We start from the raw sequence: 15,769 nt of genomic DNA, 5'->3' as shown, positions 1-15,769 counted from the left end.
GTATGGATAATCATTATTGTATTTATATTTGTGGTGTAGGAGGCCAAGGCATTATCAAAACCTCCACAATTATCGGTGAAGCTGCAATGAATCAAGGTTTGGATGTAGTGATGAGTGAAATTCACGGAATGTCTCAAAGAGGAGGTTCTGTTTCTACAGAATTAAAAATTGGAGGTTTCAATTCTTCAATCATCCCAAATCATGGTGCGGACATGTTGCTTTCCTTTGAACCTGTCGAAACAATAAGAGGGCTTGATAAAGTAAACTCCGAAACTAAAATCGTTTATAATACCCATCCAATCATTCCGTCTTCAACTAACAAACCTTATCCAAGTGTTGATGGAATAACAAAAACTTTAAAAGAAAATTTTAAGCATGTTCTCCCAATTGATGGAACACATTTAGCCATTGATGCTGGAAGCGTTTTATCTTTAAATATGGTTCTTTTAGGGGCAGTCACTGCTGATGATAAATTTCCACTTACAAAAGAATCTGTTATTGATGCAATGAAAAATAATTTAAAACCTAAATTCCATGAAATGAATTTAAAAGCAATTGAAAGTGGGTATAAATCCATCAAGGGTTAAATTTTATATAGTATTTAAACTAAACTATTAACTATATAGAAGTTGTGGTATTATGGTTTACAAAATTGACAATGCTATTGTAAAAAAAGATAGAAATGGTAAAATAACCTTAATTGACCCAGAAAATGTTTTCAAAGATGAGGATGCATTTATTGCAATTAAAAGTGATGATTTAATCACAATTCAACTTTTAATTAATGGTATTTTAACAAACGACTTTAAAAGTTGGAGGGAATTAGGTAAAATTCCTGAAAATGAACCATTGAAAAGTCTTTTTGTACGTTTAGGTTATTCAAAAGAAGATATAGCTAATTTATTAAAAGAATTCTAGCTATTTTCTTTTTACTATTTTTAAGGTCTGATTAAAAAAAATAAGTTGTAGAAAAGAAGTTAATCTTTTCTATAAATCTTTAATGTCTTCTGTTTCTAAAATTTTAATGTTTTTAGCTTCAAGTGCTTCGATAGCTTTTTCCATATTTTCCAATCTCATTACAACAATAGCTTCATCTGTTTTGCTACTTACAAAAGCATATAAATATTCTAAGTTAATGCCTTTTTCATCAAACACTGCTAATGTTGAATTTAATCCATTAGGCCTATCAGGAACAGTTAAAAGAAGCACCTCATTCTCTTTAACAATAAAACCATCTTTTTCAAGAGCTTCAATTGCGTTTTCATTGTCAGAAACAATCAATCTTAAAATTCCGTATTTTGTTGTGTCTGCAATTGATAATGCACGAATGTTAATATTTTCTTTTGCTAATGTGTCAATAGCTTTTTTAATTCTCCCTTCTTTGTTTTCCACAAAAATTGAAATTTGTTTAACTACCATTTTTCTCACCCCTCCAAATTCCTTTCATCAATTACACGAACAGCTTTACCTTCACTTCTTGGAAGTGATTCCGGTTCAACGATACTTACATCTACTCTAAGTCCGGTTTCTGATCGGATAGATGCTTGTATTTGTTTTTCTAATCTTTCCATCTCTTTCATTTCATCGAAGAACAAGTCTTTAGTAGCTTCTACTTTAACTTCCACTTCATCTAAAATATCAGGCCTTGTCACATGGATCATGTAGTTAGGGCTGACGTCGCTGACTTTAAGCAATGCTTTCTCAATTTGTGATGGGAAAACCATAACTCCTTTGATTTTTAACATGTCATCGCTTCTACCAGTAATTCTAGTCATTCTTACGGTAGTTCTTCCGCATTCACATTTTTCGCCAATAATGGAAGTTAAATCTTTAGTTCTGAATCTTATAATTGGCATTCCGGTCTTGGTTAAAGAAGTTAATACTAATTCTCCTTTTTCACCATAATCAAGGGTTTCGCCAGTTTCCGGATTGATGATTTCAGGATAGAATTGGTCATCTTGAATGTGCATTCCGTTCTGTTCGCCGCATTCTTGAGCAACACCCGGACCCATTACCTCTGTCAAACCATAAATGTTGTATGTTTTTATTCCAAGAGATGCTTCAATTCTTTTTCTCATCTCGTTGGTCCACATTTCAGCTCCGTGAATTCCTATTTTTAAGTTTATGTCATCAAGGGATATTCCTGCCTTTTCTCTGGATTCACCGAGATACATTGCATAAGAGGGAGTACATGTCAAGATTTCACTTTGGAAATCAACCATTGTGTCTAACTGTCTTTGGGTATTTCCCGCGGAAATTGGAATGGTGATTGCACCCATCTTATTTCCTCCATGGTGGATACCGAATCCTCCTGTGAACAGACCGTATCCGTATGCGTTTTGGATAATGTAGTCTTTTTCAGCACCGGCCATTTTAAGTCCACGAGCAATACATTCTCCCCAAATGTCCAAATCGTTTTGGGTATATGCAGTTACAGTTGGTTTTCCTGTTGTTCCTGAAGATGCATGCACTTCTACAATCTCTTCACGAGGAACTGCAAGAAGTCCTAAAGGATATGCTTCCCTAAGGTCACTTTTTGTTGTAAATGGAATTTTTTCGATATCTTTTAAGGTTTTAATGTCTTCTGGTTTTAGGCCAATTTCGTCGAATCGTTTTTTATAAAACTCCACATTTTCATATGCGAGCTTTACAGTCTTTTGCAGTCTTTCCAGTTGTATCTTTTCTTTTTCTTCTTTGCCCATACACTCGGCTTCTTCATTCCAATACATAGTATCCCTTTTACACCATTTTTTTCAATATTTTAAATTATCATATTTGTTGAATAAAAAACTTTGTTTTATTGTTTAATTTTGGATGTATTTTTCATTATTAAAATTTTATATTGTAATGTACAAATAGGTACATTAATGTATACAATGGTAATATTTATATAACTATTTAGTTATATAGTTAATTGTATTAATTGAATTCATTTAATATTTTTTTAGAGGTAATTATTTATGGACGTTATGATTTTAGCAATAATATTTATAGTGTACATATTTGCCTTAGTGTTTGTAGGATATTACGCCTACAAAAAAACTAATTCCTCTGAAGACTTCATGATTGCTGGTAAAGATACCCACCCATTCATTATGGCAATGAGTTATGGTGCAACATTTATTTCGACAGCAGCTATCGTTGGTTTTGGGGGAGTAGCCGGTGAATATGGTATGAGTGTCTTATGGCTGGCATTCTTAAATATTATTATTGGAGTATTTATTGCATTTGTATTTTTAGGAAAGAGAACCCGTCGTATGGGGCATGCTTTAGGATCATTAACCTTCCCTGAGTTTTTAGGAAAACGTTTTGATTCTAAATTCATCCATTACGTTTCAGGGTTAATCATATTCTGTGCAATGCCTTTATATGCAGCTGTTGTATTGATTGGAGCTGCAAGATTTTTGGAATCTTCATTATTAATTGATTTCAGTATTGCACTTTTAATTTTGTCAATTATTATCACATTTTATGTATTGTTCGGTGGAATCCGTGGTGTAATGTATACAGACGCATTGCAAGGAACCATCATGGTTGTTGCAATGATATTCCTTCTCGCATTTGTATATTGGTTGCTTGGAGGAGTGGATACTGCAAACACCGCATTAACAAATATGGTTAATTTGTATCCTGCTGAAGCTACTGCTACCGGAGGTACGGGATGGACGGCCTTCCCAACGTTTGGAACACCGTTCTGGTGGTCACTTGTATCATCTACCTTAATCGGTGTTGGTATCGGTGTACTCGCACAGCCTTCATTGATTGTAAGATTCATGACAGTTAAGACAGATAAAGAATTGAATAGGTCAGTTTTAATTGGTGGAATTTTCATTGCAATCATGCCGACAACCGCTTATATTGTAGGATCTCTTTCAAATGTATATTTCTATGATAAATTAGGTAAAATCGCTGTAGATGTAGTTGGAGGAAACATCGATAAGATTATTCCTACATTCATTACTATGGCATTGCCTGAATGGTTTGTCTACATTTTCCTGTTATCCTTGATTGCTGCTGCAATGTCAACAATATCATCACAATTGCACACTCAAGGAACCGCATTCGGTGTGGATATCTATGGAACAATAAGAGACAAATCCAAACAAAAACTTGACCAAGTAAGTATTTCAAGAGTAGGTATTTTGATAGCTATCATTTTAGCATTGGTCATGGCATTTTCACTTCCAGGAAGTGTAGTTGCATTAGGTACAAGTCTGTTCTTCGAAATCTGCGCAGCAGCTTTCTTACCTGTATTTTTCGGTGCGCTTTACTGGAAAGGAATCACAAGACTTGGAGCAATTGCAGGAATATTGTCCGGAACACTTGTAAGTCTATTCTGGATGGTATTCGTATTCAAAAAAACCGCTGTTGGTCTTGGCTTATGTAGTTTCATATTCGGTGTAGATACATTATTGTCTGCAGCACCATGGCCGTTTATTGACGTAATGTTGATAGCTGTACCGATATCTGCAATATTTACTATTGTAGTAAGTTTGCTTACAAAACCTCCTGCTAAAGAGGTTGTTGACAAAGCATTTGAAAACATAGACAGAAAAGGAAGTGATGCAAGATGATTTTAGGAATAGAAGATCCAATGATTTGGGGAGTATATTTGGGAATTATCTTATCCACACTTTTATGTGTTGTTTATGGTGTTATAAACTGGAATAAGGGAGATTGATTCTCCTACTTTTTTTTATTTTAAAAAAATAGAAAAGCAAATGCAGATGCATTTACTTTTTAACTTTTGCTGTTCTTTTCACAACTAATTTGCCGTATTTAGCTTGGTATTTAACTTTCTTACCAACTTTGAGCTTTTTAAGTACTTTCTTATTAATTTTTACTTTAGCTATTCCCTTTTTGTTGGTTTTTGCTTTATAGGTTTTGCCTTTAAATTTAAAAGTAACTTTTTTATGTTTGATAGGGTTTAAACCTTTTTTAAGCTTTGCGGTTAAAACAAGCTTTTTGGCGGATTTTTTGATTTTTACCTTTTTCAATGTTAATTTCGGATAGTTGAATATGCATTTTGAAGTGGTTCCACCGTAAATGTCCCTTCCTTTTGATGCTTTATTAGCTTCAAAGGTACATTTTACCGCTTTGGCACAATGGACTGTATCGGAATCACTGTATCTGAATGCATATATTGCCCCACCTTTGCCGGCGGTGTTTTTTGTAAAAATGGAGTTTGTTATGGAATTTGAGTAATAGTTGATTTTTGAAACCCATGTTTTATTTTCATAATGTCCTCCTTGGTCATGGCATCTGAAGTAAACCGCTCCACCGTATACAGGGGCTTGATTGCTGGTGAATTTTGAATCTGAGATGAACAGATTTTTATTACCGAATACGGCTCCGCCTTTTTCACCGGCTTTATTTGAAGTAAATGTGGATTTTTTAATATTGATATGTCCGAATCCATAAATTGCTCCACCGCCACGGCCTTTTGCCTCATTGTTTGTGAATACGCAATTGCTTATGGTTTCCTGTGCATATACAAGGGTATCGTCATTTGCATAGTCGGTTAAAAAGTCCAGGTTGCCCTCTTGTGATGAATTGATTAAAATCCATATCATGTTTTCAAGGGTTCCTCTCCATGATAATGTAAAGATAGCGCCTCCATCACCATCAGCTATATTCTTGTTAAATTTGGAATTTTTACATTCCAGATATCCAATAGAACAAATTGCTCCGCCAGCGTATTTCGCATGGTTGCCATCAAATTGGCAATTGTTGACAGTTAAATCCGCATAATTGAATAATGCTCCCCCATAAAGGTTTGTGTCCCCGTTTATTAATTTAATGTTATTCAACACGACTTTATTAGGGGCGAGTTTACCTAATTTTATCAAGAAAATTCTGGATTTTGACAATCCGTTTATGGTATGTCCATTTCCGTTGATTGTTAAATCTTTATCAATTATGATTCCTCTGGTACTGAATCCTTCATCAAAGGTGTAATCTCTGTCCAATGTGATTGTAGAACTTGCATTTGCCTCATCAATCTTTTGTTGCAATGCTGTGAAAGTTCCATTGTCGCTTGCTGAGAGAATGTCTTCCTGTGCAGATTCAATTATCCCGTTTTCTTCAGTAATTTCAAGCATATCACCATCTTCAGTTGCAGTAATTGTATCATTCAAATCACTGGCCGAAACACTGAAGATACTCAGCATGAAGAAAATTAAACATAACGTTAAAAAAATCTTCCCGTATTTCATTTTTATTCCCCTTGCTCTAATGTTTGATGATTATACATTAAATACTTTTCAAGGTTTTTTTGACAAAGTATAATCGATATTCCAAAATTATTTAATATTAAAAGAATGAAATATATATTTAGTTTAGGGGAGATTGAACTATTTCATGTAAATCCCTTTTTATAGTAATACGGTGAGGTATAAGATGAGTGGGAGAGACTTGGGAAACATTATTGAAATTATCAAAAATGATTTCAAAGCTGCATTTTCAAACCCTATTGTAACATTTGTTCTAATTGCTTTGATTATTCTGCCTTCCCTTTATGCTCTTATTAATATTCAGGCATGTTGGGACCCTTATGGGAATACGGGTGATGTTCAATTTGCAATAGCTAATTTGGATAATGGGTCAAGTTTTGAAGGAAAACAATTGAATATTGGAAATGAGCTTGTTAAAGACTTAAAGAACAATGACAAGTTCGATTGGACTTTTGTAACTGAAGATGAACTGCGCGAGGGTGTTTATAAAGGAGATTATTATGCGGGAATTGTAATTCCCAAAAACCTGACGGAAAATGTTCTATCAATCACTACAGATGATCCTCAGCAAGCAAAACTTGAATACATTGTTAACATGAAGGCGAATCCTGTAGCGGCTAAATTAACAGATTCTGCTTCAAATGCGGTTTACTTGTCATTAAATGCAAAAATTGTTGAAATTATCAATCTTGCAGCTTACGGAAAACTTGGGGAATTGCAGGAAGGTCTTGCTTCCGGTGCAAGCAAGTTGGCCAGTGGTGGAAATCAACTTGCTGCAGGTTCGGCGAAGGTCGCATCCGGTGCAAGCCAAGTTCAAGATGGTGCAGACCAGGTCAAAGACGGTGCAAGTCAAGTCAAAGATGGTGCAAGTCAAGTCGAAAAGGGTGCAGATAAGGTTCAAAAAGGAGTACCTGCAGTTAATAAGGGAGCAAATGATGTTAAAAAAGGTTCTTCTGCGGTTCAAGAGGGAGCAAGTCAAGTTGAAAAAGGATCTGAAGAGATACAATCAGCAATTGACCCGTCCGTAATCCCTGAAGGGCCTGTGAAAGAATATGTTGAGGGTAATGTCAAGCTTGCAAATGGAAGTGGCCAAGTGGCTGAAGGAGCTAGTAAGTTAGCAGGTGGTTCCGCATCACTTGCAGAAGGTTCATCAAAACTTGCTAACGGTTCTGGTCAAGTTGCAGGAGGCGCTAGTAAGGTAGCCGGAGGCGCATCCGATTTAGCTGATGGTTCAGTTGAACTGGCTGAAGGTTCATTAGCCCTTGCAGCAGGTTCCCAATTGCTTTCAAATGGTGCAACTCAAGCATTATTCACTGCATCAGGTGCGTTAGCTTCATCTGCGGAGTCTCTTGCAGGAATCACTGGAATCAATGAAACAATTCTCGGAGAATATTTCTATTCCCCAATCAAATTGGACAGACATGAACTGTTCCCTGTTCCTGATTATGGATCTCAAGTTGCCCCGTTCTACTTAGTATTGTCCATGTGGGTTGGAGCTTTGATTACAAATACAATGTTGAGACCGGGAATTAGTGAAGGAACCAAATATTCTCCTCTTGAAATGTACTTTGGTAAGTTAGCCTTGTTCTTAGCCATGGCAGTATTACAGGCATTGGTTACTGTTACAGGTTCAATCATTTTAGGAATTTATATAACTAATCTTCCATTATTCACGCTGTCGGCGATACTTGTATCGGTAGTATTTATGGCATTGATATATTCTTTGAGTTCGGCTTTGGGAAATGTTGGAAAAGGAATTGCCATAATTCTTCTGCTGTTCCAGATATCCGGAACTGGAGGAATCTATCCGATAGAGATTATGGGTACACTATTCAAAACATTATATCCGTTCCTGCCGATGACATACGGTATTGATTTAATGCGTGAAGCACAATTAGGTTTAATCTGGTCAAATTACTGGCCTGCATTAGTCATGCTAATAGGCATTGGACTTGCTACTGAAGTTGTTTCATTAATCATTAAAGAAAAAGCGGATAAGGCTGCCCATTACTTTGAAAAACGTTTGGACGAAAGCGGATTATTCTAGAAGTTGTTTTTCAACTTCTATCTTTCTATTTTTTAAACTTTTATAAATTATTAAAAACATAATTCTTAACGATGACAGTTGACGAATCTGAAAAAATTTTCACAAAATCATTTTTCCTGATATTTGGTGCGTTGCTTTTCACGGCCCTTGTAATGTATGCATTGATGTCAACGGTAACTGAATATGCAACTGCAATGGGGTCAACCGCAACAATTGCAGGATTGGTATCAGGGATATATGTTTTTGGAGGATTGTGCTCAAGGATATACTCCGGTGACGCTTTACAGAGAATCGGCTGGAGAAAAATAGCGCTTGTTTTCATGAGCATTCATTTTCTTGCTTGTTTGCTGTATTTTATAGTGGATAATGTTACCTTGTTAATCATTGTCAGATTTGTTCACGGTATCGGTTTCGGCGCATCAGCCAATGCAATCGTAACGGTGGCTTCTGCAATATTGCCTAAAAAACGATTTTCAGAGGCATTCGGATACTTCATGCTTGGAACCACAATAGCGGTAGGTCTAGGCCCATTCATAGGTGGTTTTTTATATGATACTGTCGGTTCTCATGGCTGTTTTATAGCGGCGGGAGTATTTTCAGCATTGGCATTGATATTCATGAGTCTGATAGACATTGATAAATATGATACTAAAGATAAATTATCTGAAGAAAAGCAATATTCCGGCATTGAAAAGGTCATTGAGTTCGGTGCTGTTCCGGTTTCATTTTTTACAGCACTTACAAGCCTAGGATATGTATCAATTTTATCATTTTACAGATTATATGCTGCTGAAGTCAATCTAACTGCTGTCTTTTCATGGTTTTTCATAATATATTCAATCTGTTTAGTCCTTACAAGGCCTCTGGCAGGTAAAATTCAGGATAACGGTGGAGACAAGATTGTATGTGTTGTTGGAATCATCGCCCAATCCATTGGTTTGATGTTGATTGCATTAATACCATCAAATATTACAGTTATCATTTGTGCAATTTGTGCAGCTTTAGGTTTTGGAACCCTGAATTCGGCATGCACTGCAATCATAACAAGAAATACTCCGGAACATCGCAGATCCTATGCTCTTTCTACATTTTTTATATTCTGTGATGCAACTATTGGCTTTGGACCCGCATTATTGGGTTGTTTTGTATCAGCAAGTACAGGATATGCTCCATTGTATTTCATATCATCAATAATTACCTTATTGGCTTTGCCGATTTGTTTGTATTCATTAAAATGAAATCCCCTAATGTTCTTTCAAGGGCTCTTAGCATTATTTCAAATGGCTGAATTAGGCAAGGTTTTAAAAAAAGTTTGAGTATTAATGTTGGACATTAATACTTGAATTCATAAGATTCTTCAATTGCAAACATATTTCTGATTTCAGCTGTTGCATCGTTGAGGAAAAAGACTCCCATTTCCCAGTTATTGGCTTTATATGCTTCAGCTATTTCAGGCATGAGTTCAAATGCTTTTTCAACTACTGCTTCATTTCCAGTTAAGTCAGCGGTTCCATAGTATCTTAAAAAGTGTTCTCCATCCCATGCTGCAATTTCTGCGCTTTGATTTGCTTCCAATTGTTTGTAGACATCTTTATGGGTTCCAACCCCAAAGTAGATTTTATCTTCAAATAACAAGTGGAAACCTAGCGGCCTTACTTTTGGTTTGTCTCCGTCTACGGTTGCAAGGTAAAATACTTCTGCTTTGGTTATTATATCATTTATTTTTTCTATGTCTGACATTTTGATACCTCTAATAGTTTATATTATTTAATCCTTATTTAAATGTTCCATATTAATCTGTTTTATTTTCGCTTTTTTCATCATGGATATGACAATTGTTTCCATTCATCATTTCTTTTTAAACATAATATTTTTCGTTTTACAAAGTTTTGCATTGATTTTTTATTTTCGATATAATTTTTTAAACAGTGATTTCATAACAAAACTTTTATATATACAACTCTATAAATCTTAACATGTGTGAATTTATTTTCACATCGGTTTTAACAAGTTATTGAAAAAATGGAGGAAAAATCAATGAAATCTATGAGGAAATTGTTAGTTATTTCTGCTATAGTACTGATTGCTGCAGTTACAATAGGTTCATGTTCTGCTGGTTTGTTTGATTTCATCACTGGTGATACTACTGACACTAGCTTAGATGGACAAGAAGTTAATTTAGCTGCTGCTGCAAGTTTGAAAAATGCCTTTGACGAAAAATTAATTCCTATGTTTGAAGAAAAATACCCTGGTGTAACCGTTACTCCAACTTACGCTTCAAGTGGGGATTTACAAACTCAAATTGAAAACGGTTTAGAAGCAGATGTGTTCATGTCTGCAGCTAATAAACAGATGAACGCTTTAGCTGATGAAGGATTAGTTGATAATGATACCAATCTTCAATTTTTAGAAAATAAAGTTGTATTAATTGTACCTGCAGACTCAGATGCTAATATAACTTCATTCGATGACTTAAAAGATGTAGAAGGTAACATTGCTATTGGTGATCCAGAATCCGTACCTGCAGGTCAATATGCTCAAGAAGTATTAAACAACACTGGCCTTTGGGATACTGTTGAACCTAAATTATCCTTAGGTACTGATGTAACCGCTGTATTAAACCAAGTTGCACAAGGATCTGCTGATTGTGGTATTGTATATGCTACTGATGCTAAATCCACTGATGATGTTAAAGTAATTTGTGAAGCTCCTGATGATGCTTTAAAAACTCCAGTTATCTATCCTGTAGCTGCACTTAAAAATTCAACAGATTCAGACGCTACACAAGCATTCATGGACTTCTTACAAACTCAAGAAGCTAAAGATGTTTTCGTTGAATACGGTTTCACTATTCACGAATAGATTTCAAATAGTGTTATTCTTTGTGAATAATATATTATATTAAAGGTGATAAAGACATGGCAGTTGACTGGTCTCCAATTTTCATTTCAATGAAAACCGCAAGTTTATCAATATTCATAACCTTTTTTGTAGGTTTGGTTGTAGCTTGGGGTATTGTTAAGATGAAAAACGACACTGCAAAAATTGTACTGGACGGTATTTTTACACTACCGATTGTATTGCCACCTACTGTAGTAGGTTTCTTTCTTTTGTACATTTTTGGTGTTAGGGGACCAATAGGAAAGTTCTTTATAGACTTTTTTGCCGTGAAAATTGCTTTTTCATGGCCGGCTACTGTTATTGCTGCAGTAGTCATGTCTTTTCCTTTAATGTATCGTTCCGCTAGGGGCGCATATGAACAAGTGGATTCCAACTTGTTAGACGCCGGCCGTACATTAGGTATGTCCGAGTGGAAAATTTTCTGGAAAGTTTTATTTGCAAATGCATTGCCGGGAATTATCAGCGGAGGAATTCTTGCTTATGCTCGGGGTTTAGGAGAATTCGGTGCTACAGCTATGCTTGCTGGTAATATTGCCGGACAAACAAGAACACTCCCTATGGCAGTTTATTCTGAAGTGGCTGCAGGTAATATGGGAGAAGCTTTTAATTATGTAGTAGTCATTGTTGTCATATCGTTTATAGCTATTTTTATAATGGATTATGTGTCTTTACGTAAGGAAAAGCAATGGAAATAATTTATTATTTGGGATGATCTAAATATATTTTGTATATGTCATGGGGGAGGATTATGAGTAATAAATTAAAAGTAGATATCCAAAAGGAACTAAAGGAATTTGACTTGGATGTTGAATTCGAAATGGAAAAAAGGCGTTTGGGTATTCTAGGTCCTTCTGGATGCGGTAAAAGTATGACATTGAAATCCATTGCAGGCATTGTAGATCCGGATAAGGGCATTGTAAGTTTAACAACTGATGAGGAAACTGTTTATTTTGATTCTAATAAGAAAATTAATTTGAAACCTCAAAAAAGAAATGTGGGCTATTTATTTCAGAATTATGCTTTGTTTCCCAATATGACTGTTGAAGAAAATGTTGCCATTGGTTTGCCTAAGGATGACGATGGAAAAAGGGTATCCCAAATGATTAAGCGTTTTCATTTAGAGGGATTGGAAAAAAGATATCCAAGACAATTGTCCGGAGGCCAACAACAAAGGGTAGCTTTAGCTCGCATATTGGCTTATCGTCCGGATGTCATATTGTTGGATGAACCGTTTAGTGCCATGGACACTTTTTTAAAAGAACAGCTGCGTCTTGAACTTGTTAATTTACTGAAAGATTTCGAAGGATTTTCTATTATGGTTACTCATGACCGTGATGAGGCATTCCAGTTTTGTGATGAACTTATAGTATTGGATGAAGGCAAAATCATAGCAAAAGGAGATACTTATGATGTATTTGAGAATCCTAGAAAAGTTCAGGTTGCAAGACTTACAGGCTGTAAAAATATTTCTAAAGTCGAAATAATAGATGATTATCATCTTAAATCCATTGATTGGGGCATAACATTCGAAGTTTCTAAAAAAATTTCACCTAACATTACTCATATTGGAATAAGGGCGCATGATTTTGCTCCTTGTGAAAAAGATGCCGTAAATGTGTTGGATACTAAAGATTCATCAATATTGGAAATGCCTTTTGAATGGGAAGTGACCTTAGGAAATGGTTTATGGTGGAAATATGATAAGCAGATTCATGAGCATGAATTTGTGCTTCCTAAATACTTAAAGGTAGACCCTAAAGATATAATCCTATTGGAAGAGTAGCTTCTTCTATACTAGTTTTGAAATTAATATTTAAAACAATCCTTCTGGTGGTTATCAATAATTCCAATCGATTCAAGATATGAATAGATTATTGTTGGGCCAACAAATTTCATTCCGCGCTTTTTCAGATCTTTTGAAATGTGTTTAGATAAGTCAGATTCAGTTAAATATTCCGCTTTTATAACTTCACCCTCGGTAAAGCCCCAGATGTATGAGTCAAAGCTTCCGAATTCCTTTTGAATTTCAATAAAAATTTTTGCATTGTTGATTGCTGAGGCAATTTTGCCTTTATGGCGGATAATCCCTTCGTTCAATCTAAGCTCTTCCATTTTATCATCATCATAATTTGCTACCTTTTCCACATCAAAGTCATCAAAGGCTTCTCTAAAGTTTTCACGCTTTTTAAGAATTGTTATCCAAGACAGACCTGCCTGGAAAGACTCCAAAACAAGCATTTCAAAGAGGTCCTTATCGTCATGGGTTGGAATTCCCCATTCCTCATCATGATATCTTATATAAATTTCATCAGGTCCTGCCCATGAGCATCGGTTTTTAGTCATAAAAATACTTATTAGAAACTTAATTTAAATATTTATTTAATGAAAATTTCTCCTAATCGTATTTTATATTTAGATGAAGTAAGATCCTTAGCTATTATTTTAGTGGTTTTGGGTCATTTAATACGTATTTTTTCGCATGATTTTGCGAGTTGGCAGATTTGCTCAGCAGTTTTTTCTTTAACAAGAATTGGCGTTCCCTTATTTTTCACTGTTAGTGGAGCATTGCTGCTGACAAGAAAGCATGATATTAAATTATTCTTGGAAAAGCGATTCAAGCGTGTATTTTTGCCTTTTGCCTTTTGGATCATTGTTTATATGATTTTAGGCGTTTTAATATGGCATTATGAGTTCACATTGCAATATGCCTATGAAATAACATTCGGAATCCATCCATTATGTGAATTGTTCTGGTTCATATGGTCTTTAATCGGGGTTTATTTATTGATTCCTGTCTTAAGCAGTTTCATCAGAGAATATGGGGATTTCGGTTCAAGATATCTGATCATAATTACAATCATATTGTCTGTGCTTGTAGCTGTGGGATTTTTCAATGACCAGCACATAAAACATGACTTCAGGGTAGTATTTAACTTCTTCCCCGTATTGGGTTACTTTATATTAGGTTCCTATATCCATAATCATGAATTCAAGTATTCAAACAATAAGATGTTTTTAATTGGAGTTTTGATGTTCATTGTAGGAATCACTGGCCATTTCTTAAAGATTTATTATAAGGGATTGGGAGGATTCGCATTAGCTCCTATTGACCTGTTCGACATATTTGTGGTAATGGAAACCATGGGTGTATTCATTGCATTTAAATATGCGGACGTTAAGATGATTTCAGATAATATAAAACCTATAAAAGAACAGACTCTTGGTAAAATCATCGTAACGTTCAGTTCATGCAGTTTTGGAATCTACTTCTCCCATTATATTATCCTGTTGTACTTGCACCGTTTTGGATTTATGCGCTGGTGGGGTTACAAAAACATATTTATCTACTTCCCATTGGCCGCGGTAATCATTATCGGAATGTCATGGACTCTAATTTATGTTATGAGTAAAATACCAATATTAAAAATTGGCAGTGGGGTAAAGTAATGCGAAAATTTTCTGGTGATGTTTAAGAGAAAAAGGAAATGTTGTGGGCAGGATTATGACAGTTAAGAAATCAAAGCGTATTTTTTATTTAGATGCTCTAAGGGCAGCGGCAATACTGTCGGTTATTGTTGTTCATGTTTATGCCGTTACAAGAATGCATGTAATGGCAGAATATAGTACAATACCTTCTTTAAGATGGATTTTCGCACAAATTACTGGGAACTGTTTCAGATTTGGTGTAGATTTATTCTTAATGTTGGCAGGAGCATTATCCCTTGGTCGCGTTTGGACAATCAGGGAATTTTTAGGAAAGCGAATTCCAAGAATTGTCGGCCCATTTATCTTTTGGGGATCCGTGACTGGAGTCATTGCCATCATAATCTCATATTACTTTGGATTTAAGTTCATATACCACTTTGACATCAATTCCATACTCACATTCATGCAAGGTGTTTTCATGGCCAAATCTCCAGGGTTTTCGCCTTATTGGTTCTTCTGGATGATATTGGGAACTTATCTGATCATGCCGGTATTCAATAAATGGCTGCTCCATTCTGATTTAAAAGAAGCTGAATACTTCTTGGTGATATGGTTGGTTACCTGTTTATTTGACTTTACCATCAATGTTGATTTCCCAATTAAGCTGTCTTACTTTACAAGCCCGATAGGCCTTGTTGTCTTAGGGTATTATTTAAGGCACACTGAAAGAAAACTTCTTAACAATCCTTATTTCGCCCTAGCATTAATATTAGTCTCAGCAGCTCTAACAATTGTCAATGTAACAATGTATTCAACAACATCCGAGTTTCACACAGTAAATAGGTATTCATTGTTCTTATCTGTTGAGGTGGCGGGAATATTCTTATTGTTCAAGAATTTCCACAAATTTAATATAAACTTAAACTTTAATGAAACATTAGATAAATTATTCAGACGGATTGTTTTCGATATTGCAAAATATAGTTATGGTATTTATTTGATTCAAGGATTATTCCTGTGCATTTATTCTCAGATTTTGCCTTACCATGAATTTTATACAAATTTCATAGAAATATTTATATTAATTGTAATAAGTTCAATGCTGACTATGTATTTATTAGAGAAAGTACCATATATTAATAAGGTTATTGGAGCTAAATAA

At 35.1% G+C, this 15,769-nt stretch carries 16 protein-coding genes; 11 read left to right on the top strand and 5 right to left on the bottom strand.

Going from position 1 to position 15,769, the window contains the following annotated elements; all coding sequences use genetic code 11:
• Positions 1-2 precede the first annotated feature (2 nt).
• Together IKS50_RS06930 and IKS50_RS06925 are read left to right on the top strand one after the other, a co-directional pair.
• Complete coding sequence (locus IKS50_RS06930) at positions 3-587, top strand: indolepyruvate oxidoreductase subunit beta (RefSeq protein WP_292847464.1); 585 nt, start codon at positions 3-5, stop codon at positions 585-587.
• 52 nt (positions 588-639) lie between these two features.
• A complete protein-coding gene (locus tag IKS50_RS06925; protein ID WP_292847461.1) occupies positions 640-918 on the top strand; it encodes a hypothetical protein in 279 nt (92 codons plus the stop codon).
• 69 nt (positions 919-987) lie between these two features.
• Here the strand turns inward: IKS50_RS06925 and IKS50_RS06920 are convergent, their stop codons facing one another.
• Complete coding sequence (locus IKS50_RS06920) at positions 988-1,419, bottom strand: amino acid-binding protein (RefSeq protein WP_292847458.1); 432 nt, start codon at positions 1,417-1,419, stop codon at positions 988-990.
• 5 nt (positions 1,420-1,424) lie between these two features.
• The gene (locus IKS50_RS06915; RefSeq protein ID WP_292847456.1) at positions 1,425-2,729 is read right to left on the bottom strand and encodes a phenylacetate--CoA ligase family protein; all 1,305 of its coding nucleotides are present in this window, start codon (positions 2,727-2,729) and stop codon (positions 1,425-1,427) included.
• 231 nt (positions 2,730-2,960) lie between these two features.
• Here IKS50_RS06915 and IKS50_RS06910 point away from each other — a divergent pair, with 231 nt between their 5' ends.
• Together IKS50_RS06910 and IKS50_RS09135 are read left to right on the top strand one after the other, a co-directional pair.
• A complete protein-coding gene (locus tag IKS50_RS06910) occupies positions 2,961-4,574 on the top strand; it encodes a sodium:solute symporter (RefSeq protein WP_292847454.1) in 1,614 nt (537 codons plus the stop codon).
• Positions 4,571-4,681 carry a symporter small accessory protein gene (locus IKS50_RS09135; RefSeq protein ID WP_366664941.1) on the top strand — a complete coding sequence of 37 codons (111 nt, stop codon included), beginning with the start codon at positions 4,571-4,573 and terminating at the stop codon, positions 4,679-4,681. Before IKS50_RS06910 ends, IKS50_RS09135 begins: the two co-directional genes overlap by 4 nt.
• A gap of 52 nt (positions 4,682-4,733) precedes the next feature.
• Here IKS50_RS09135 and IKS50_RS06905 read toward each other — a convergent pair whose 3' ends face one another.
• Complete coding sequence (locus IKS50_RS06905) at positions 4,734-6,215, bottom strand: pectate lyase-like adhesive domain-containing protein (RefSeq protein ID WP_292847452.1); 1,482 nt, start codon at positions 6,213-6,215, stop codon at positions 4,734-4,736.
• A 184-nt stretch (positions 6,216-6,399) separates the two neighbouring features.
• On the opposite strand from IKS50_RS06905, the gene IKS50_RS06900 reads away from it, so the two are divergent.
• The gene (locus IKS50_RS06900; RefSeq protein WP_292847449.1) at positions 6,400-8,280 is read left to right on the top strand and encodes a YhgE/Pip domain-containing protein; all 1,881 of its coding nucleotides are present in this window, start codon (positions 6,400-6,402) and stop codon (positions 8,278-8,280) included.
• 71 nt (positions 8,281-8,351) lie between these two features.
• Positions 8,352-9,518, top strand: coding sequence for an MFS transporter (locus IKS50_RS06895; RefSeq protein ID WP_292847446.1), 1,167 nt, complete (start codon positions 8,352-8,354; stop codon positions 9,516-9,518).
• Between the two features lie 94 nt (positions 9,519-9,612).
• Here the strand turns inward: IKS50_RS06895 and IKS50_RS06890 are convergent, their stop codons facing one another.
• Positions 9,613-10,020, bottom strand: a complete 408-nt coding sequence (locus IKS50_RS06890; RefSeq protein ID WP_292847443.1) for a pyridoxamine 5'-phosphate oxidase family protein — start codon at positions 10,018-10,020, stop codon at positions 9,613-9,615.
• Between the two features lie 297 nt (positions 10,021-10,317).
• Here IKS50_RS06890 and modA point away from each other — a divergent pair, with 297 nt between their 5' ends.
• From modA to IKS50_RS06875, 3 genes are read left to right on the top strand one after another with little or no spacing between them, the layout of a single operon-like run.
• Positions 10,318-11,142, top strand: coding sequence for a molybdate ABC transporter substrate-binding protein (modA, locus tag IKS50_RS06885; protein ID WP_292847440.1), 825 nt, complete (start codon positions 10,318-10,320; stop codon positions 11,140-11,142).
• 56 nt (positions 11,143-11,198) lie between these two features.
• Positions 11,199-11,876 (top strand): molybdate ABC transporter permease subunit, encoded by a 678-nt coding sequence (gene modB, locus IKS50_RS06880; RefSeq protein WP_292847436.1) that lies wholly within the window; start codon positions 11,199-11,201, stop codon positions 11,874-11,876.
• A gap of 53 nt (positions 11,877-11,929) precedes the next feature.
• Positions 11,930-12,964 carry a sulfate/molybdate ABC transporter ATP-binding protein gene (locus IKS50_RS06875; protein ID WP_292847432.1) on the top strand — a complete coding sequence of 345 codons (1,035 nt, stop codon included), beginning with the start codon at positions 11,930-11,932 and terminating at the stop codon, positions 12,962-12,964.
• A gap of 23 nt (positions 12,965-12,987) precedes the next feature.
• Here the strand turns inward: IKS50_RS06875 and IKS50_RS06870 are convergent, their stop codons facing one another.
• Positions 12,988-13,524: a DNA-3-methyladenine glycosylase I gene (locus tag IKS50_RS06870; protein ID WP_292847429.1), complete on the bottom strand. Its 537-nt coding sequence runs from the start codon at positions 13,522-13,524 to the stop codon at positions 12,988-12,990.
• 39 nt (positions 13,525-13,563) lie between these two features.
• Between IKS50_RS06870 and IKS50_RS06865 the strand changes: the two genes are divergently transcribed.
• Complete coding sequence (locus IKS50_RS06865; protein WP_292847426.1) at positions 13,564-14,628, top strand: acyltransferase; 1,065 nt, start codon at positions 13,564-13,566, stop codon at positions 14,626-14,628.
• Positions 14,629-14,683: 55 nt separating this feature from the next.
• Entirely contained in the window at positions 14,684-15,769 is a 1,086-nt protein-coding gene (locus IKS50_RS06860; protein ID WP_292847422.1) for an acyltransferase, read from the top strand.

It is taken from the genome of Methanobrevibacter sp. (assembly GCF_017539065.1).
GTDB lineage: Archaea > Methanobacteriota > Methanobacteria > Methanobacteriales > Methanobacteriaceae > Methanocatella.
Note: the sequence above shows the minus strand (reverse complement) of the source record. Positions and strands in the feature narration are given on the sequence as shown.